This window comes from Arenimonas sp. (assembly GCF_036275555.1).
In the GTDB taxonomy this organism is placed as follows: Bacteria; Pseudomonadota; Gammaproteobacteria; order Xanthomonadales; family Xanthomonadaceae; genus Arenimonas.
Window position 1 is genome coordinate 46,772 of the sequence record NZ_DASUDO010000031.1, and the last position, 18,526, is coordinate 65,297.

Annotated in this window: 15 protein-coding genes; 9 read left to right on the forward strand and 6 right to left on the reverse strand. The window is 71.7% G+C overall.

Annotation, left to right across the window (positions count from 1 at the left end; translation table 11 throughout):
- Positions 1 to 27: 27 nt before the first annotated feature.
- The 4 genes from dprA to VFV21_RS08090 all read left to right on the forward strand — a co-directional run bounded on the left by dprA (position 28) and on the right by VFV21_RS08090 (position 5,091).
- Positions 28 to 1,143 (forward strand): DNA-processing protein DprA, encoded by a 1,116-nt coding sequence (gene dprA / locus VFV21_RS08075; protein ID WP_329668920.1) that lies wholly within the window; start codon positions 28 to 30, stop codon positions 1,141 to 1,143.
- A 37-nt stretch (positions 1,144 to 1,180) separates the two neighbouring features.
- On the forward strand, positions 1,181 to 1,654 hold the full coding sequence (locus VFV21_RS08080; RefSeq protein ID WP_034211705.1) for a DUF494 family protein: 474 nt from the start codon (positions 1,181 to 1,183) through the stop codon (positions 1,652 to 1,654).
- An 81-nt stretch (positions 1,655 to 1,735) separates the two neighbouring features.
- The gene (locus VFV21_RS08085; RefSeq protein ID WP_329668921.1) at positions 1,736 to 2,413 is read left to right on the forward strand and encodes a pilin; all 678 of its coding nucleotides are present in this window, start codon (positions 1,736 to 1,738) and stop codon (positions 2,411 to 2,413) included.
- Positions 2,414 to 2,589: 176 nt separating this feature from the next.
- Entirely contained in the window at positions 2,590 to 5,091 is a 2,502-nt protein-coding gene (locus VFV21_RS08090; protein WP_329668922.1) for a DNA topoisomerase I, read from the forward strand.
- Positions 5,092 to 5,112: 21 nt separating this feature from the next.
- Here VFV21_RS08090 and VFV21_RS08095 read toward each other — a convergent pair whose 3' ends face one another.
- Complete coding sequence (locus VFV21_RS08095; protein ID WP_329668923.1) at positions 5,113 to 6,690, reverse strand: amidohydrolase family protein; 1,578 nt, start codon at positions 6,688 to 6,690, stop codon at positions 5,113 to 5,115.
- Between the two features lie 82 nt (positions 6,691 to 6,772).
- On the opposite strand from VFV21_RS08095, the gene VFV21_RS08100 reads away from it, so the two are divergent.
- Positions 6,773 to 7,324: a DUF4124 domain-containing protein gene (locus VFV21_RS08100; protein WP_329668924.1), complete on the forward strand. Its 552-nt coding sequence runs from the start codon at positions 6,773 to 6,775 to the stop codon at positions 7,322 to 7,324.
- Between the two features lie 76 nt (positions 7,325 to 7,400).
- Here VFV21_RS08100 and VFV21_RS08105 read toward each other — a convergent pair whose 3' ends face one another.
- Positions 7,401 to 8,177 (reverse strand): SDR family oxidoreductase, encoded by a 777-nt coding sequence (locus tag VFV21_RS08105; RefSeq protein WP_329668925.1) that lies wholly within the window; start codon positions 8,175 to 8,177, stop codon positions 7,401 to 7,403.
- Positions 8,178 to 8,235: 58 nt separating this feature from the next.
- Here VFV21_RS08105 and VFV21_RS08110 point away from each other — a divergent pair, with 58 nt between their 5' ends.
- Complete coding sequence (locus VFV21_RS08110; protein ID WP_329668926.1) at positions 8,236 to 8,454, forward strand: hypothetical protein; 219 nt, start codon at positions 8,236 to 8,238, stop codon at positions 8,452 to 8,454.
- Between the two features lie 53 nt (positions 8,455 to 8,507).
- Here the strand turns inward: VFV21_RS08110 and sppA are convergent, their stop codons facing one another.
- Positions 8,508 to 10,379: a signal peptide peptidase SppA gene (sppA, locus tag VFV21_RS08115; RefSeq protein WP_329668927.1), complete on the reverse strand. Its 1,872-nt coding sequence runs from the start codon at positions 10,377 to 10,379 to the stop codon at positions 8,508 to 8,510.
- Between the two features lie 60 nt (positions 10,380 to 10,439).
- Positions 10,440 to 11,798 carry an MATE family efflux transporter gene (locus VFV21_RS08120; protein ID WP_329668928.1) on the reverse strand — a complete coding sequence of 453 codons (1,359 nt, stop codon included), beginning with the start codon at positions 11,796 to 11,798 and terminating at the stop codon, positions 10,440 to 10,442.
- Positions 11,799 to 11,857: 59 nt separating this feature from the next.
- Here VFV21_RS08120 and VFV21_RS08125 point away from each other — a divergent pair, with 59 nt between their 5' ends.
- Complete coding sequence (locus VFV21_RS08125) at positions 11,858 to 13,048, forward strand: DUF3667 domain-containing protein (protein ID WP_329668929.1); 1,191 nt, start codon at positions 11,858 to 11,860, stop codon at positions 13,046 to 13,048.
- Between the two features lie 6 nt (positions 13,049 to 13,054).
- On the opposite strand, the gene VFV21_RS08130 is transcribed toward VFV21_RS08125, so the two are convergent.
- Together VFV21_RS08130 and VFV21_RS08135 are read right to left on the reverse strand one after the other, a co-directional pair.
- On the reverse strand, positions 13,055 to 13,672 hold the full coding sequence (locus tag VFV21_RS08130) for a DUF3106 domain-containing protein (protein WP_329668930.1): 618 nt from the start codon (positions 13,670 to 13,672) through the stop codon (positions 13,055 to 13,057).
- 34 nt (positions 13,673 to 13,706) lie between these two features.
- On the reverse strand, positions 13,707 to 14,600 hold the full coding sequence (locus tag VFV21_RS08135) for a sigma factor-like helix-turn-helix DNA-binding protein (RefSeq protein ID WP_329668931.1): 894 nt from the start codon (positions 14,598 to 14,600) through the stop codon (positions 13,707 to 13,709).
- 423 nt (positions 14,601 to 15,023) lie between these two features.
- On the opposite strand from VFV21_RS08135, the gene VFV21_RS08140 reads away from it, so the two are divergent.
- Together VFV21_RS08140 and VFV21_RS08145 are read left to right on the forward strand one after the other, a co-directional pair.
- The gene (locus tag VFV21_RS08140; protein ID WP_329668932.1) at positions 15,024 to 17,216 is read left to right on the forward strand and encodes a primosomal protein N'; all 2,193 of its coding nucleotides are present in this window, start codon (positions 15,024 to 15,026) and stop codon (positions 17,214 to 17,216) included.
- A gap of 12 nt (positions 17,217 to 17,228) precedes the next feature.
- Positions 17,229 to 18,524 carry an NAD(P)/FAD-dependent oxidoreductase gene (locus VFV21_RS08145; RefSeq protein ID WP_329668933.1) on the forward strand — a complete coding sequence of 432 codons (1,296 nt, stop codon included), beginning with the start codon at positions 17,229 to 17,231 and terminating at the stop codon, positions 18,522 to 18,524.
- The last annotated feature ends 2 nt before the right edge of the window (positions 18,525 to 18,526 follow it).

Consider the following 18,526-nt stretch of genomic DNA (forward strand, 5'->3'; position numbering starts at 1 on the left):
CTCGGGCGCCGCGATGCTTTTGGGGCCTTGGAAAACGACCGCGCCCTCCTGATCCTCGCCCGCGCCGGCCTGCCGGCCGCGACCCTGCGCGCCCTGCTCGAGGCCCGCCCCGCGCCGGCGGCCGCACTCGACGCGGCGCGCCACGGGGCCGGCCTGGGACTCGCGCCCGAAATGCGCATGGCCTTGCAACAGCCCGATCCCGCCGCACTCGCCGCCGACCTGGCCTGGCGGTCCGCGCCGGGTCACCGGCTGCTGGGCTGGCAGGATCCGGATTACCCGGCACTGCTTCGCCGTGCGCCCAACCCGCCGCCGCTGCTGTTCGTGGCGGGCGACGCGGGGCTGCTCTGGCACCCGCAGGTGGCGATCGTCGGCAGCCGCCATCCCAGCGCGGGCGGACGCGAACGCGCGCACCGGTTCGCCGAGGCCTTCGCCCGCGCCGGCTGGACTGTCACCAGCGGGCTGGCCGAGGGCATCGACGGGGCCGCGCATGCCGGCGCCCTCGCCGCCGGGCGCACCGTCGCCGTGGTCGGTACCGGGGCGGACCGCTGCTATCCCGCCTCGCATGCCGGCCTGATGGCGCGCATCGTGGCCACGGGCGCGGTGGCAACCGAGCACCCGCCCGGCACCGGGGCGCTGGCTTCCCACTTCCCCAGCCGCAACCGGATCATCGCCGGCCTCAGCCTGGGCACCGTGGTCATCGAAGCCGCGATGCGCTCGGGCGCGCTGATCAGCGCGCGGCTGGCCGCCGAGGCCGGCCGCGAGGTCTTCGCCCTGCCCGGTTCGGTGGACAACCCCACCGCCCGCGGCTGCCACCGGTTGATCCGGGACGGCGCGGCCCTGGTCGAGTCGCCGGAGGAGGTGGTCGAGGCCCTGGCACCGGTCGCCCAGGCCTTGGCCGATGCGCTGCGCGGGCGCCTGGAAACCGCCCCGCCCCCCCCGGCCGACCGGTCAGCCCGCGGACAGCCGCCGACCGGGGAAGACCACAACCGGCTGTGGTCGGCGCTGGGCCACGACCCCACCGGCATGGATTCCCTGGCCGAGCGGACAGGATTGACGGTGGCCGCCCTGTCCTCCATGCTGCTTCTCATGGAGTTGGAAGGGCGAGTGGTCGCCGACAACGGTCGCTACGCCCGCCGTCCCTGACCTTCCCAACGCGCCCCCGCGGCGCAGGCTGAGGGTAATGAAAGAGACCATCCTGGATGTGCTGCTGTACCTGTTCGAACACTACTTCTACGACGACCCCGACGCCGTCCGGGACCGTGACTCGCTCCAGAATGGCCTGATCCAGGCCGGCTTCAGCCCCGCGGAAATCAACAAAGCCTTCGACTGGCTCGATGAACTCGCCCGCCAGCGCCCGGCGTCGTCCGTCGCCCGCCTCGACACCCCGGTCCGCGTCTACGCCGAGCCCGAGCTCGACCGCCTGGACATCGAGTGCCGCGGCTTCCTGATGTTCCTCGAGCAGACCGGCGTGATCGACGCCGACCAGCGTGAGCTGGTGCTCGACCGCGTCATGGCGCTCGACCAGGACGAAGTGGACGTGGACGACCTGAAGTGGGTCGTGCTGATGGTGCTGTTCAACCAGCCGGGCTCGGAAGCGGCCTACGCCTGGATGGAAAGCCAGATGTTCGAGGACGAACCCGAACCGGTGCACTAGCCCGGCCGGAACGACACGGCGCCCGGCCCCGGCCGGGCGTTTTCATTGGGGAAAACCGCCCGGCGCGGCGTGGGGAAAACGATGGATACCTGGTACTACGTGGACAAGGCCCGGAACCGCCAGGGCCCGGTGGATGCCGCGGCCGTGGCGGCGGCCTTCCAGGCCGGCCAGCTGACCGACGACAGCCTGGTCTGGCGCGAGGGCCTGGCCCAGTGGGCGCCGCTGCGGCAGTTCCGCGACGAGCTGGGCATGGGCCCGCCGATGGCGCCGGCCGCCGTCGCGCCCGTCGCGGCGGTCGCCGCCTCGCCCGCCGGCGAGGACAAGAAAAAGAACGGCTGCCTGCTCGCCGCCCTGGTGATCGGCGGCGGCGGCCTGGTCCTGGTCTTCATCCTGGCCATCCTCGCGGCGATCGCCCTGCCGGCCTACCAGGACTACATCATCCGCTCCAAGCTGACCCGGGCCCTGGCCGAAGGACGCGGCCTGGTGGTCGCGGTGGAGGATTACTTCCAGAGCCAGGGCCGCTGCCCGACGGACTTCAACGACCTGGGCCTGTCCGAGCCCACCCTGGACGGCCAGCTGTCGGTGCAGTTGGTCTCGCTGGGCGAAGGTCGGTGCGTGATCGAACTCGCCCTGGGCAGCCTGCATGCCAGCGACGCCCTGGCCGGCCGCAGCCTCTACCTGACGCGCGACGACGACGGCCGCTACGCCTGCTCCAGCGACCTCGACCAAGCCAAATACCTGCCGTCCACCTGCTACTGACCCGGGCCGGGGCCTGCCCCCGGGCCCCGGCCCGCGCCCTCCCGCCCGCCGGCCCGGCTTGACAGTGCCCGCCGGGCTGGTGCCTTAATGAAAAAGAAGACCCCCGGCCCGCGACCCCCGCGGGCCGTGCCATCTGGGCGCCCCGAAGCGCGCCCCAGCGGAGCAACCCCCCGGCCATGGCCAAGAATCTCCTCATCGTCGAGTCGCCCGCCAAGGCCAAGACGATCAACAAGTACCTGGGCAAGGACTTCCACGTCCTGGCCTCGTACGGCCACGTCCGCGACCTGGTGCCCAAGGAGGGCGCGGTCGACCCGGAGCATGGCTTCGCGATGCGCTACGAGCTGATCGAAAAGAACGAGAAGCACGTCGAGGCCATCGCCAAGGCCGCCAAGGTCGCCGAAGCCGTCTACCTGGCGACCGACCCGGACCGCGAGGGGGAGGCGATCAGCTGGCACATCTCCGAGATCCTCAAGGAGCGCGGCCTGCTCAAGGGCAAGGCCCTGCACCGGGTGGTGTTCACCGAGATCACGCCCAAGGCGATCAAGGCGGCGGTCGAGCACCCGCGCCAGGTCGCGGGCGACCTGGTGGACGCCCAGCAGGCGCGCCGCGCCCTGGACTACCTGGTCGGCTTCAACCTCTCGCCCGTGCTCTGGCGCAAGGTGCAGCGCGGCCTGTCCGCCGGCCGCGTGCAGTCGCCGGCGCTGCGCATGATCGTCGAGCGCGAGGAGGAGATCGAAGCCTTCGTGCCGCGCGAGTACTGGTCGGTCGAGGCCGAGCTCAACCACCCGCAGCAGGCCTTCACGGCGCGGCTGGTGAAGCTGGACGGGCAGAAGTTCGAGCAGTTCACGATCACCGAATCCAAGGCCGCCGAAGCCGCGCGCGCGCGCCTGGTGAAGGCCGCCGGCGACGCCCTGCGCGTCACCGACGTGGTGAGCAAGGAGCGCAAGCGCCGTCCGTCACCGCCGTTCATCACCTCCACCCTGCAGCAGGAGGCCGCGCGCAAGCTCGGCTTCACCACTTCGCGCACCATGCGCGTGGCGCAGAAGCTCTACGAGGGCGTGGCGATCGGCGAGGAAGGCTCGGTCGGCCTCATCAGCTACATGCGTACCGACTCGGTGAACCTGTCGGTGGACGCGGTGGTCGAGATCCGCGACGTGATCGCCCGCGACTTCGGCACCCAGGCGGTGCCGGACAAGCCCAACGAGTACAAGTCCAAGTCCAAGAACGCCCAGGAAGCGCACGAGGCGATCCGCCCCACTTCCGCCCTGCGCACGCCGGCGTCGATCGCGAAGTACCTCGACGACGACGCCCGCCGCCTGTACGAACTGATCTGGAAGCGCACCGTCGCCTCGCAGATGGTGCCGGCGACGATGAACACCGTCTCGGTCGAACTGGCGGCCGGCAGCGAGCACAGCTTCCGCGCCAGCGGCACCACCGTCATCGACCCGGGCTTCCTGGCCGTGTACGAGGAAGGCAAGGACGCCAAGTCGGCCGAGGACGACGACGAGGGCCGCAAGCTGCCGCCCATGAAGACGGGCCAGACCGTGCCGCTGGGCAGCATCCATACCGACCAGCACTTCACCGAGCCGCCGCCGCGCTTCTCGGAAGCCTCGCTGGTGAAGACGCTCGAGGAATACGGCATCGGCCGTCCGTCCACCTATGCCAGCATCATCCAGGTGCTGCAGAACCGCGAGTACGTGTACCTGGACAACCGCCGCTTCCGTCCCAGCGACGTCGGCCGCGCGGTGGCCAATTTCCTCACCGGCCACTTCACGCAGTACGTGGACTACGACTTCACCGCCAAGCTCGAGGACGAGCTCGACTCGGTGGCGGCGGGCGAGGCGGCCTGGGTGCCGCTGCTCGAGCGCTTCTGGAAGCCGTTCAAGGCCACGATCGACGAGAAGAGCGAGTCGGTCGACCGCTCCGAGGCCACCGGATCGCGCGTGCTCGGCACCGACCCGAAGTCCGGCAAGCCGGTGTCGGTACGCCTGGGCCGCTACGGGCCGTTCGCGCAGATCGGCACCGCCGAGGACGAAGACAAACCCAAGTTCGCCTCGCTGCGCCCCGGCACCAGCATGCACACCATCACGCTGGAGGAGGCGCTGCCGCTGTTCAACCTGCCGCGTGCGCTGGGCCAGTTCGAGGGGAAGGACGTCACGGTCGCCATTGGCCGATTCGGTCCCTTCGCCAAGTGGGGCGACACCTACGCCTCGCTCGGCAAGGAAGACGACCCGTACACGATCAGCTTCGAGCAGGCGGTGGAACGCGTGCAGGCGAAGATCGAGATGATCGCCAACCGCACCATCAAGGTCTTCCCGGGCACCGACATCCAGGTGTTGAACGGCCGCTATGGCCCGTACATCACCGATGGCGAGAAGAACGGCAAGATCCCGAAGGACCGCGACCCCGCCAGCCTCACGCAGGAGGAATGCGTGGCGCTGCTGGCCGAGGGCAAGCCGGTGCGCAAGGGCGGCCGCTTCGGCAAGAAGGTCGCGGCCAAGAAGGCCCCGGCGAAGAAAGCCGTGAAGAAGGAAGCCACCGAGGCCGCGCCGAAGAAGGCGCCGGCCAAGAAGGCCGCCAAGAAAGCCGCGAAAAAGGCCACCAAGAAAGCGACCAAGACCGCGGCCAAGAAGCCCGCCGCCAAGAAAGCGGTGAAGAAGGCGACGAAGGCGGCCTGATCGCCTGCGCGCGCGGCCCGGCTATTCGCCGGGCTGCGCGAGCCGCTCGATGCCGCGGCGCTTCTTTTCCTCGGCGACCTTGCGGCGCACGTCGGCCAGCAGCGCCGGCGCGTCGAACACCAGCCCGCCCTTGATCGTGTAGCGCACGCCGCCGACGCGGCGCAGGCGGCCGTCTTCGCCCAGGCGCAGGTGGCCGTTGCCGTAGAGCACCTTCAGGTTGGCCAGCGGGTTTTCCGGCAGCACCACCAGGTCGGCGAGCTTGCCGGGCTCGACCGTGCCGAGCCGATCGTCGGCCTTCAGCACTTGCGCGCCCGACAGCGTGGCGGCGCGGATCACCTCCAGCGGATGGAAGCCGGCCTCGCGCAGCATCTCCAGCTCCTCGATGGTGCCGAAGCCGTAGGTCTTGTAGATGTAGCCGGAATCGCTGCCCACGGTGACGCGGCCGCCGCGGTTCTTGTAGTCGTTCACGAAGGCCATCCAGCGCCGGTAGTTGTCGCGCCAGGCCACCTCCTCCTCGCTGCCCCAGTCGAAGAAGAAGCTGCCGTGGTTGCCTCGGTTGGGCGTGAAGAAATCCCACAGCGCCGGGTGCGTGTAGTCCTCGTGCCAGTCGGCGCGGCGCGCGCGCATCAGGTCGCGGCTGGCGGCGTAGATGTTGAAGGTCGGGTCGAGCGTGAAGTCGAGCGCGAGCAGCTCCTTCATCACCGCCTCGTAGCGTTCGCTGCCCTTTTCGCTGGCCTGCGCCCAGAGCTTGCCGGCCTCGCCGAAGCGGTCCTGCTCGTCGAGGTAGTTGTAGCCGGCCGGGTACTGCTGCACGGTCTGGCCGTCGAACAGCGCTTCGGGCAAGCCGTACCAGTGCTCCATCGTGGTGAGGCCCCAGCGCGCCGTGGTCAGCACGTTCACGCGCGCGACGTCGAGCTGGGCGTGGTGGCAGGCGCTGCCCATGCCCTGCTTCTTCAATTCGTCGAACACCGCCTCGAGGATGTCCGGGCGGAAGCCGAAGCACTTCATGCCGAGCGCACCGCGCGCCTTCATGTCGCGCACCCACTGGCGGCCCTGTTCGGGCGTGGTGATGGGCATCTCGCGGCCCTGCCCGAAGAAGGCGTAGGGAAACAGGCGCGGCGCGGTGATGGCGTGGCGCTCGCTGCGCTTCTGCTCGGACACGCACCAGTCGATGCCGTTGCCGCAGCCCGGGTCGCGCACCGAGGTGATGCCATGGCCGAGCCAGAGCTTGTAGACGTACTCGGCGTCCACGCCCTGCTCTTCGCCGCCGATGTGGCCGTGCAGGTCGACGATACCCGGCATCACGAACTGGCCGGCGAGGTCGATCTCGCGGCCGCCGGCCTTGAGCACGGGCCGGCCCTTGGGGTCGATCGGCGTGTTGGCGCTGCCGACGATGCGCACTTCGCGGATGCGGTCGCCCTCGATGACGATGTCCACCGGGCCGTAGGCCGGCGCGCCGGTGCCGGTGATCACGGTGGCGCCGCGCAGGATCAGCTGCGGATACGGGCCTTCGCCCTCGGTGCGGTCGGGTGCGGCGGGGATGGCGGAGAAAACAGGCGGCGCGGCGAGCAGGGCGAGGATGAACAGCAGGCGCGTCATGGCGTGTCCCGGGCTGGCGGTGGCGGGGGCGCGGAGGGAGAATCCCGGCATGCGCCCTTGGGTTGTCGCCAGCTTAGCGAGTTTGCTCGCCCTCGTCGGCCCGGCTGCGGGCCAGGACCTGACGGTCTACCGCTGCCAGGACGCCAAGGGCCGCGTCACCCTGCAGGACGAGCCCTGCCCGGCCGGCCAGCAGCAGTCAGAGCGCAGCATGGTGCGGCCGCGCGAGCCCGCCCCGGCACCCGCCGCCGCGCCGTCGCCGCAGGCGCCGCCGGTCGAAGCCACGCCGCCGCCGGAAGACCTGGGCTACGGCCTGCCCTTCCCGCCGCCGCCGATCTTCCAATGCACCGACTTCGACGGCAGCGCGCGCTTCAGCGAGAACTACGACCCGAACACGCGCTGCGTGCCGCTGCCGGTGCTGGGCTACGACGTGCGCGGCTCGAGCGCCGCGGCCGGCACATGCCGCTGGGTCACCGAATCCTGCGTGCGACTCTCGGACGACGCGGCCTGCGACCAGTTCAAGGCCAAGCTCAAGCAGGCGCGCTCCGACGCGCTGCACGCCTTCAGCGACACCGCCGCCTACCGCAAGTCCGAAGTCCAGCGCCTCGACGCCATCGTCTCCGAATCCTGCCGCTGAAACCTGTAGGACCGAAGAAAAGGGGTCAGAGTAATTATTTGTTTGAAACAAATAATTACTCTGACCCCTTTTCTTGTCAGAAGCCGTAGCGGAGGAAGCCACCGTCGACGGCGATGCACTCGCCGGTGATGTAGCTGGCGGCGGGCAGGCACAGGAAGGCGACCGCGGCGGCCACTTCCTCGGGTTCGCCGACGCGGCCCAATGGCGTGCGGTCGATCACTTCGTCAAGGTAGTCGGGATTGGCCAGCTTGGCCGACGTGCGCCGGGTGCGGATGTACCAGGGCGCGACCGCATTCACGCGCACGCCGTCCTCCGCCCACTCGCAGGCCAGGTTCTTCGTCAGCTGGTGCAGCGCGGCCTTGCTCATGCCGTAGGGCGCACCGGTGCGCACGTGGGTGAGGCCCGAGACCGAGCCGACATTCACGATCGACGACACCGCGTGCTGGCTTAGCAGCGGGAAGGCGAAACGGCTGAGCTCGAAGGCCGAGAACAGGTTGGTCTCGAAGATCTGCCGCCACTCCTCGTCGCCGTAATCCATCGCCGCGCGGCTGGTGTTGGTGCCGGCGTTGTTGACCAGCAGCTGCAGGCCCTCGCCCAGGTCCTCGACCCAGTCGAAGATCTCGCGCCGCTGCTCGGCGTCGGACACGTCGGCCGGGAAGGCACGCACGCGGGCTTCCGGGAACTCATCCTCGAGCTCGGTGCGCGTGGCCTCCAGCGCGGCCTCGTCGCGCGCCACCAGCAGCAGGTCGGCGCCCAGGCCCAGCAGTTCGGCGGCGATGGCGCGGCCGATGCCGGCGCTGGCGCCGGTCACCAGCGCCACCTGTCCATCCAGTCGCCAGCGGTTGATCGTCATCGGATGCTCCCTGCGGCCCGGGGTTAGGATACCGGCCAACGCCCCACGGAGCATGCCGATGCGCCTCGTCCTGATCCTGGCCAGCCTGGTGCTGGCCACCGCCTGCGACGCCCCCAAGCCCGACCCGACGCCCGACACGGTGCCCGAGCCGCAGGCCGCCAACACCGAACTGCGCGACGCGATGCAGGCGCCGCTGGACAAGGCCCGCGAGGTCGAGGACACCCAGGCCAAGGACGAGGCCGAGCGCCAGCGCGCACTCGAGGAAGCCGGCGGCTGAAACGACGACGCCCGGGCAAGCCCGGGCGTCGTGGGTTCCACGGCGGCCGCGCCTCAGTAGGCGCAGAGGCAGTGCGCCACGGCGCGGAACGGCGAGCGGCCCTTGCCGTCCAGCCAGGCCAGCTCGCGCTCGGCGGTGGCCAGGGTCTCGCGGTCGATCATGAGCGGGGTCGGCGCCAGCACGCGCAGCAGGCCCTCGGTGCGCGAGCTCTTGCCCAGGTTCACCACGAACTGTTCGAACGGCGTCAGCGGCTTCTCGATGTAGCTCACCACGTAGTCGTCGCCCAGCTCGCCGAGTTTCGCGGCGGCGTCGAGCGCGGCCTGGAAACCGCCCAGCTCGTCCACCAGCCCGCGGTCCTTGGCCTGCGCGCCGCTCCAGACGCGGCCGCGCGCATGCACGTCGATCTCGGCCGGGGTGCCATCGCGCGCTTCGGCCACCTTGCCGATGAACTCGGCGTAGCCGCGGTCGATCACCGACTGGATCAGCAGGCCCACGTTCGGATCCAGCGGGCGGGTCGGGTCGAAGGCGCCGGCCAGCGGCGTGGTGCCGACGCCGTCGGTGCTGACGCCGATCTTCTCGAGCACGCGCGGCACCGTCATCCACAGGCCGAAGATGCCGATCGAGCCGGTGATGGTGGATTCGTCGGCGTAGATCCTGTCGGCGTTCATCGAGATCCAGTAGCCGCCGGACGCGGCCACGTTCGCCATCGAGACGACCACCGGCTTGCCCGCTGCCTTCACCAGCTCCACCTCGCGGCGGATCTGCTCGGACGGGAACACGCCGCCGCCGGGCGAATCCACCCGCAGCAGCACGGCCTTGACGCTCTCGTCCTCGCGCGCCGCGCGCAGCAGCGCCGCGGTCGATTCGCCGCCCACCGTGCCCGGCGGCTGCTCGCCATAGGTGATCTCGCCCTGCGCCACCACCACGGCGACCTTCGGGCGCTCGTCGGGCCCCAGGTGCGGGCGGTCCACGTGCATCAGGTAACCGGCGAGGTCGATCTGGCGGAAGGTCTGGTTCTCCTCGTCCAGCGCGCCGCGCTCGACCAGCATCTGCTCGAACTCATGGCCGGTGCGCAGCCCGTCCACCAGCTTCTCGTCCAGCGCCAGCTGGCCCAGGTTGCCCTGCGCGGCCTGCACGCGGGCCGGCAGCTCGTTGATCATCGCGTTGAGCGCGTCGACCTCGAGCTTGCGCGCCTGCGCGATGTCGGCGACGAAGCGCTGCCAGACGTCGTTCATCCAGTACAGGTCGGCCTCGCGCGCTTCCGGCGAAGCGGCGTCTAGCACGTAAGGCTCGGCGGCGGACTTGTATTCGCCGACCTTGAACAGGTGCACGTCCACGCCGAGCTTCTCCTGCAGGCCCTGGCGGTAGTACATGCGATAGCGGCCGAAGCCCTCGAGCAGCACGCCTCCCTGCGGGTCCATGTAGACCTCGTCGGCCTGCGCCGCAAGGTAGTACTGGCGCTGCTCGAGGTCGGTGCCATAGGCCACGACCTGCTTGCCCGAGGCGCGGAACTCGCGCAGCGCCGTCGCCAGGTCGCGCAGCGCGGCGAAGCCCGAGGTGGAGAAGCCGTCGGTCAGCAGCACGATGCGGTCGATGTGCTTGTCCTCGCGCGCGGCCTCGATCGCCCGCAGCAGGTCGCGCAGCTGGATCTCGGGCTGGGCCTGGCCGGTCGCGCGGTTGATCACGCGGTCCACCGGCGCCGAACTGAACTGCTCGACCAGGCGGCCATCGAGGTCCAGCACCAGCGCGGTGTCCTCCTGGATCGGCTGCACGCCGGGGCTGGCGGCGATCGCCAGCAGGAAGATGAAGGCGAACAAGAGGAACAGCAGGAAGAAGATGTTGAACACCAGCTGCTGGAAGAAGGTGAGGACGCTCCAGACCCCCCGGAAGAAACCCAGGATCGGCCCGCGCTTGGCTTCGGACATTGCGGTACTCCACTTAACTTCGGGCCAGCATACCCAGCCGGGGTGAAGACCGCATGCGCCTTACGTCACCCGGACCGGCGCCAGGGGGCGGCGGGCCAGCCGCCAGAAGCGCCAGCCCAGCAGGACCGCCGCGACGCTCAGGCCCAGGATCAGTCCGGTCCAGAGCCCGGGCGCGCCCTGGCCCTTCGCCAGGCCGAACCAGTAGCCCAGCGGCAGCCCCACGCCCCAGTAGGCCAGCACCGTGATGAACATCGGGACGCGGGTGTCCTTGAGCCCGCGCAGCGCGCCGGCCGACATCGCCTGCAGCCCGTCCGGGTACTGGAACACCGCGGCATAGGCCATCAGCAGCCCCGCCAGCGCGATCACCGCCGGATCCTGCGTGAAGAAACCGGCGAGCCACACGCCCGCGAACACCAGCACCAGCGCCGACAGCGTTTGCGCCAGCATCGCCAGCGTGTAGCCGGCCGCCGCCGACCAGCGCACCGCCGAGGGGTCACCGGCGCCGACCGCATGGCCGACCCGCACCGTGGTCGCCATCGCCACGCCCAGCGGCACCATGAAGCACAGGCTGGCCATCAGGATCGCGACCTGGTGCGCCGCGATCTGGGTCGTGCCCAGCTTGCCGATCAGCAGGGCGGTGGCGACGAACAGGCTGCCCTCCATGAAGACGGACACCCCCATCGGCAGCCCGAGCCTGAGCAGGTCGCGGATCGGCGCCCAGCGCGGCGGGTCGAAGCGGGCGAACAGCCCGAGGTCGGCGAAGCGCCGCGAGCGGAAGAGATAGCTGCCCAGCCCGATGCACTGGCAGCAGAGCGTGATCGCCACCGCGTAGCCCAGGCCCGCCGCACCCAGCTGCAGGCCGAACATCAGGGCCCAGCCCAGCGGCGCCAGCAGCACCAGGCCGGCGATGCCGAAGACCATGGTCGGCAGCGTCCAGGCCACGCCTTCGCTGAGGTTGCGCAGGCAGAAGTAAAGCGCCAGCGCGGGGGCGCCCCAGCTGATCGCGCGCAGGAAGGCCACGGCTTCGGGCCGCGCCTCGGCGGTGATGCCCATGGGTTCGAGCGCGAGCGCGCCGGCGCGCACCACGAAGAACAGGCCGAAGCCCAGGGCCAGCGCCAGCCACACCGCCTGCCGGAACAGGGGCCCGATCTCGGCCCGGCGCCCGGCGCCGTTGAGTTGGGACACCGTGGGTGGCACCGCCATCAGCACGCCGATGCTGACCAGGATCACCACCGACCACACCGCGCTGCCGACGCCCACCGCGGCCAGCGTGACCGGCCCGTGGCGGCCCGCCAGCCAGGTGTCGATGATGTTCATCGCCATCGAGGAGACCTGCCCCAGCACCAGCGGCAGGGCCAGCACGAAGCTGACGCGCATCTCGCGCAGCAGGCGCGCGGCGCGGGTTTCGGAGTGACTCATGGGGCGGTGCCGGAAGGCGGAGGACCGCTATATTAGCGGCTGCCGCCCCGGAGCCTTCCATGACCACGGAAACCACCCCGTCCCCCGACGCCGCCCCGGTGCGCCGTTGCCAGAATTGCGGCGAGGCCCTGCTGGGCGAGCACTGCTATGCCTGCGGCCAGCCGACGAAGGGGCTGGTGCGGCACTTCAGCTCGATCATCGGCGACTTCATGGACTCGGTGTTCGAGCTTGATTCGCGCATCCTGCGCACCCTCGGCCCGCTGCTGTTCCGGCCCGGCTACCTCAGCGACGAGTATTTCGCGGGGCGCCGCGTGCGCTACGTCAGCCCGGTGCGGCTGTTCGTGTTCCTGAGCCTGTTCGCGTTCTTCGCCGCGCAGCTGAGCTTCCAGATCGACAACACCCCGCGCGACGCCGCCGAAGTCCGGCTGGGCGAGGACGGCGGCGTGGTCAACGAAGGCTTCGGCGAGCGGATGCTCGCGGCCAGGACCGTGGCCGAGGTCGAGAAGATCCGCGACGAGGCGCTGGCGGAGGTGCGCGGTGCGCGCGAAGAATCCAAGCGCGTGCCGGGCGTCTCGATCGGGCTGGACATCGCCGAGAAGGCCGTGGCGAACGAGGCCGAACGCCGCATCGAGGAGATCCGGGAGAGCGAGCGCACCGGCCAGCCGCTGCCGGTCACGCGCGAGGACACCGGCACCATCAGCTTCAACGGCACGCCCTGGGACCGGGAGAAGAACCCGCTCGCCATCGGCTGGCTCGGCGAATCGGGCAACGCCCGGCTCAACGCCTACGTCGATCGGGCGCAGGGCAACATCAAGCGCATCCAGGACGACCCGAACCTGCTCAAGGACGCCTTCCTGTCGACGGTGCCGACCACGCTGTTCGTGCTGCTGCCGCTGTTCGCGGCGCTGCTGAAGGTGGCGTACGCGTTCAAGCACCGGCTGTACATGGAGCACCTGATCGTGGCGCTGCACAGCCACAGCTTCCTGTGCGCGGGGCTACTGCTGGTGCTGCTGCTCGATGCGATGGCGGGCTGGGCCAGCGGCCTGGGCTGGCTGCCGGCCAGCATCCGCACCGCCGAGGTGGCGCTGGTGTGCTGGATGCCGGTCTACCTGCTGCTGATGCAGAAGCGCATCTACCGCCAGGGCTGGCTCATGACCCTGCTCAAGTACACGCTGCTGGGCACTTGCTACCTGGTGCTGCTGAGCTTCGGCGCCACCGCGAGCCTGCTGGCCAGCCTGGTCAACCTGTAGGCCGGCTCAGCGGCCGAGGCGCTCGCGCACCAGCGCCTCGCGGGCTTCCGGGGGGGCGGCCACCAGCGCGCGGCGCAGCTCCTCGCGTTCGCCGGCCGGCAGGCGCCGCGCCAGGATCGCGAGGTCGGCGCGCGTGGCCGGCGTCAGTTCCCGCAGCAGCGCCCGCAGGGCGGCGCGCTCGCCTTCCGGCACGAACGCAAACAGCGGCCGCAGCTCGGCGAAGCCGCCGCCGACCTCGGGGCCCAGCCACCAGTCCTGGCGCTGGTCCGACGGCAATTGTTCGAAGGCGGCGCGCAGGGCCTGCTGCTGTTCGGGCGGCAGTGCGGCGAAGCGGGCGGCGGCGGCGCGCAGTTGCGCACGCTCCGCATCGGACAGGGCCAGCCAGGCCGCGAACGGTCCGCGGCGGCGCGCCTTCTCGGCCGGCGGCAGCGCGTCCCATTCGCGGACGCGCTGGCGCAGGGCTTCGCGCGAGGGCGCGTCGAGCGCCGCCCAGTGCGCGGCGTTCGCACGCAGCCGCGCGCGGGTGTCGGCATCGAGCGCCGGCCAGGCCGAGGCCAGCGGCGCCAACAGCTGGCGCTCTTCCAGCGGCAGCGACGGGAAGGCCGCCAGCGGGGCGACGACCAAGGCCAGCAGCAGGCCCAGCCCGCGGGCGCTTCGGTCAGGGCGTATCGTCGGCCTCCGCGTCGGGGGTGGATTCTTCGGCGGCGCCGAGGGCGGCGTCGGCTTCGCCCGAGGCCAGCCAGCTGAGCAGGGCCAGGTCGGTCGCCAGCGCTTCGTCCTCGGGCGCCGCGATCTGGGCAAAGTCCGGATGGGTGACCAGGTCGGCGTCGCTGCCGGCCGGCATCGGCGCGGGCGCGGGCTCGACCGGCAGCGCCTGGACGCCGCCCGGCGCCAGCGCGGGCGCCTGCGGCCAGAAGGTGGCGCCGAACGCCAGCGCCAGCAGCGCGAGCGCGGCCCAGGCCAGGCGCCGGGGCCAGGGCGACGACGGCGGAGCGGCAACCGGCGCCGGTTCCGGCGCGTCGCGCAGGACGCGGGCGCGCAGCTCGGCCAGCGCTTCGGCGCGCTCCGGCGGCAGCGTCTTGACCTGCCGGTGCAGGCGCTCGCGCAGCGCGCCCAGCACGGCGTAGCTGACACCCGCGTCGCCCAGCTGCTGCAGCGCACGCTGCAAGGCGAAGCGATAGGTGGGCTCGCTGACGCCCAGCACCTGGGCCGCGTGCGCGAAATCGAGGCCGGCGACGATCCGCAGCAGCAGGGCGGCGCGCGGCCCGGAGCTGAGCGCGCCCAGCTCGGGGATGTCGCTCTGGCCCTCGGCCAGCTCGGCCTGGGCCACCAGCAGGGCCCAGAAGGCCGCCGGCCAGGCCGAGAGCGGGCTGTGGGCGGAAACCTCGCGGAACGCCCGCATGGCGCGCCCCAGGGCGGCCTGGGCCACCTCGTCGCGGCCGCACTGGACCTGCACGAACACGAACGCCCGGCGCTCGATGCCGCGCAGGAAGGCGGACAGGGCGGACGAGACGGGGGCGGGGGAGGCGGGGGTCGGGGCAGCGGAAGGCACGCCGCATTCTATCGAACCCGTCACAGTCCGGGCCGGTTGACAGGGGCGAAAACCCTGCTCCGCCAAGCCCGGCGCGGCTTCCGGCGTGAAACGTTGTGCACAGCGCCAAGCGGGGTGGCCATCGGCGCCCCGAGGCCGCCGTGAAGGCCGTGATGACCGATTTGTGATTGCCGTAACTTGTTGATTGGAAAGCACTATGACGGCTTGGTTAAAAAATCGCCAACCCGGCCCAAGCGCCCTTGGCGTGGGGGGTGCGCAAGCTTCCTCCAAGCCTCTTCCACAGAGTTATCCACATGCGGTGTGGATAAGGAAGATTCGGTTTGATGAACAGTAGCTTAGGGCCGTTTTCTGATGTCGCGGACAGCAATAGTGCGCAAGTGGCGCAAGCGGTCTTCCTACAGGGCCTCAGGCTAGACTGAGGACATGCCGTCCACCCCCGACACCGTGCTGCGCATCGCCCTGCCGGTCCCGCTGCCGCGCGCGTTCGACTACCGGCCGCCGGCCGGGATGGCGGCGGACGCCGGCTGGATCGGCTGCCGGGTCCGGGTGCCGTTCGGACGCGGGGACGGCGAACAGGTGGGCGTGGTGGTCGGGGTCGGGCCCGCCGAGGGCGGCGGAGACAGCCTCAAGCCGGTGCTGGAGCGGCTGGACGCGTCGCCGCTGCTGGGCGGGGAACTGTTCGAGAGCCTGCGCTGGCTGGCGGGCTACTACCACGCGCCGCTGGGCGAGGTGCTGGCCACGGCCCTGCCCGGTCCGATCCGCGCCGGCCAGCCGCTGCCGGAAACCGCCCGGCACGGCTGGACGCTGACGCCCGCCGGGCGGGCCGCCGCGGCCGCGCCGGGGCGGGACGGGAAGCCGCGCCGGCTGCTGCTGCAGCTCGCCGGGCGGCCGTTGGGCGAAGACCTGCTGGACCAGCAGCCCGGGGATTGGCGCGGCGCCGCCCGCGCGCTCGCAGAACGCGGCCTGGCCGAGCGCCTCGTGCTGTCTGGCCGGCCCGAACCCGCCGCGGCCGCGCCGGGCCCGCCGCTGATGCCGGCCCAGGCCCAGGCGCTGGCGGCCCTGCGCGAGGGCGAAGGCTTCCGCCCTTGCCTGCTCGAGGGCGTCACCGGCAGCGGCAAGACCGAGGTCTACCTGCAGGCGATCGCCGACTGCCTGGCCGCCGGCCGGCAGGCGCTGGTGCTGGTGCCGGAGATCGGGCTGACGCCGCAGGCGCTGGCGCGCTTCCGCAGCCGGCTGGGCGTGCCGGTGCTGGCCTACCACTCCGGCCTGGCCGACGGCGAACGTGCGCGCGCCTGGACCGCGATGCTGCGCGGCGAGGCGCGGGTGCTGGTGGGCACGCGCTCGGCGGTGTTTTGCCCGCTGCCCGAGGCCGGCCTGATCGTGGTGGACGAAGAGCACGACGGTTCCTACAAGCAGCAGGACGGCATCCGCTACCACGCCCGCGACCTGGCGCTGGTGCGGGCCAGCAAGCTCGGCGTGCCGGTGCTGCTGGGCAGCGCCACGCCCTCGCTGGAAACCCTGCACAACGCCCTCTCCGGCCGCTACCGGCACTTGCGGCTGGGCGAGCGCGCCGGCGGTGCGCGCCCGCCGTCGGTGCGCGTGGTCGACATCCGCAAGCGTCCGCTGCGCAACGGGCTGTCGGAAGACCTGCTGGACGCGGTGGGCCGCTGCCTGGCGCGCGGCGAGCAGGCGCTGGTGTTCAAGAACCGCCGCGGCTACGCGCCGGTGCTGATCTGCCACGACTGCGGCTGGAGCGCGCACTGCAAGCGCTGCGATGCGGCGATGACGGTGCACGCCGGCGGCCGCCGCCTCGTCTGCCACCACTGCGGCGCGCGCGCGACCCCGCCCAACGCCTGCCCCGACTGCGCCAGCCTGGCGCTGCAGCCGCAGGGCGCCGGCACCGAGCGCATCGAGGAGGCGCTGGCCGAACGCTTCCCCGACGCGCTGATGATCCGCGTCGACCGCGAGACCACCCGCCGCCGCGACGCCATCGAGAAACACCTGGCCGAGTTCGGCGACCGCTCGGGCATCCTGGTCGGCACCCAGATGCTGGCGAAGGGCCATGACCTGCCGCGGCTGACGCTGGTGGCGGTGGTGGGCGTGGACGAAGGCCTGTTCAGCGCCGACTTCCGCGCCGGCGAGAAACTCGCGCAGCTGCTGATCCAGGTCGCCGGCCGCGCCGGTCGCGCCCAGCTGCCGGGTGAAGTGCTGCTGCAAACGCACCACCCGGAGCATCCGCTGCTCAACACCCTGCTTGCCGGCGGCTATCCCGCCGTCGCCGCGCTGCAGCTGGCCGAGCGCGAGGTGGCGCAGTTCCCGCCGTACGCGCACCTGGCGCTGCTGCGCGCCGAAGCGCCGACCGAGGGCGAGATGCAGGGCTTCCTGCGCGAGGCCCGCGACGCCTTCGTGGCGCGCGAGGGCGTGCAGCTCAACGGCCCGATGCCGGCGCCGATGGCGCGCCGCGCCGGCAAGGCGCGCGGCCAGATCCTGCTCGACGCGACCCAGCGCGCGCCCCTGCATGCCGCCCTGCACGACTGGCTGCCGCGCCTGCAGGCGTTGAAGTCGGCCCGCAAGGTGCGCTGGTCGCTCGACGTCGATCCCACCGACCTCTACTGACGGCAATCCACCATGGCCCCGAACGACACCCGCCCCGCCGACACCGCGACGCCGCACGTGGTCGTGCTCGGCGGCGGCTTCGGCGGCCTCTGGGCCACGCGCGCGCTGGCCCGCGCGCCCGTGCGCATCACCCTGGTGGACCGCACCAACCACCACCTGTTCCAGCCGCTGCTCTACCAGGTGGCCACGGCCGGGCTGTCGGCGCCCGACATCGCCGCGCCGCTGCGGCACATCCTGCGCAAGCAGGCCAATGCCACCGTGCGCATGGACGAGGCGCTCGGCATCGACCTCGCCGCACGGCGCGTCCGCCTGGCGGGGGGCGAGCTCGACTACGACTACCTGCTGGTCGCCACCGGCGCCACCCACGCCTATTTCGGCCGCGACGACTGGGCGCCGCATGCGCCGGGCCTCAAGACGCTGGAAGACGCGCTGGCGATCCGGGCACGCGTGCTGTCCGCGTTCGAGGCGGCCGAGCGCGAGGATGATCCGGCGCGGCGCGAGGCCTGGCTCAGCTTCGTGGTGATCGGCGGCGGCCCGACCGGCGTCGAGCTGGCGGGCACGCTGGCCGAGATTGCGCGCCACACGCTGCCGCGCGAGTTCCGCCGCGCCGACGTGCGGCGCGCGCGCGTGCATCTGGTCGAGGCGGGGCCGCGCGTGCTCGCATCGATGCCTGAAACCCTTTCGGAAGCCACGCGCCGCCAGCTGTCCGCGCTGGGCGTGGACGTGCACACCGGCGCGCCGGTCACGGCCATCGACGCGGCCGGCGTGGACGTCGGCGGCGCGCGGATCACCGCGCGCACCGTGCTGTGGGCCGCCGGCGTCGCCGCCTCGCCGCTCGGCCGCCAGCTCGGGCTGCAGACCGATCGCGCCGGGCGCGTGCCCGTGGCGCCGGACCTGTCGCTGCCGGCGCATCCGGAAGTGTTCGTCGTCGGCGACCTGGCCAGCGTCGCCAGCGGCGGCCGCCCCGTTCCCGGCGTCGCACCGGCCGCCAAGCAGATGGGCGCGCACGCGGCCGCCGTCCTCCGCGACCGCCTGCGCGGCGCGCCCGGTCGTCCCTTCGAATACCGCGACTACGGCAACCTGGCCACCATCGGCCGGATGGCCGCGGTGGTGCACTTCGGTCGGCTGAAACTTTCCGGGCTGCTGGCCTGGTGGTTCTGGCTGGTCGCCCACCTGTTCTTCCTGATCGGCTTCCGCAACCGGATCATCGTGCTGGTGAACTGGGCCTGGTCGTATTGGACCTACCAGCGCCACGCCCGCATCATCGCCACGAAAACGGGGCCAGGTTCGGAACCCGACCCCGGCTGACG

Coding starts and splice junctions, on each gene's coding strand:
- VFV21_RS08145 (WP_329668933.1), top strand. CDS start 17,229: ATGGCCCCGAACGACACCCGCCCCGCCGACACCGCGACGCCGCACGTG.
- VFV21_RS08080 (WP_034211705.1), top strand. CDS start 1,181: ATGAAAGAGACCATCCTGGATGTGCTGCTGTACCTGTTCGAACACTAC.
- VFV21_RS08095 (WP_329668923.1), bottom strand. CDS start 6,690: ATGACGCGCCTGCTGTTCATCCTCGCCCTGCTCGCCGCGCCGCCTGTT.
- VFV21_RS08120 (WP_329668928.1), bottom strand. CDS start 11,798: ATGAGTCACTCCGAAACCCGCGCCGCGCGCCTGCTGCGCGAGATGCGC.
- VFV21_RS08105 (WP_329668925.1), bottom strand. CDS start 8,177: ATGACGATCAACCGCTGGCGACTGGATGGACAGGTGGCGCTGGTGACC.
- VFV21_RS08140 (WP_329668932.1), top strand. CDS start 15,024: ATGCCGTCCACCCCCGACACCGTGCTGCGCATCGCCCTGCCGGTCCCG.
- VFV21_RS08085 (WP_329668921.1), top strand. CDS start 1,736: ATGGATACCTGGTACTACGTGGACAAGGCCCGGAACCGCCAGGGCCCG.
- VFV21_RS08110 (WP_329668926.1), top strand. CDS start 8,236: ATGCGCCTCGTCCTGATCCTGGCCAGCCTGGTGCTGGCCACCGCCTGC.
- VFV21_RS08125 (WP_329668929.1), top strand. CDS start 11,858: ATGACCACGGAAACCACCCCGTCCCCCGACGCCGCCCCGGTGCGCCGT.
- sppA (WP_329668927.1), bottom strand. CDS start 10,379: ATGTCCGAAGCCAAGCGCGGGCCGATCCTGGGTTTCTTCCGGGGGGTC.
- VFV21_RS08090 (WP_329668922.1), top strand. CDS start 2,590: ATGGCCAAGAATCTCCTCATCGTCGAGTCGCCCGCCAAGGCCAAGACG.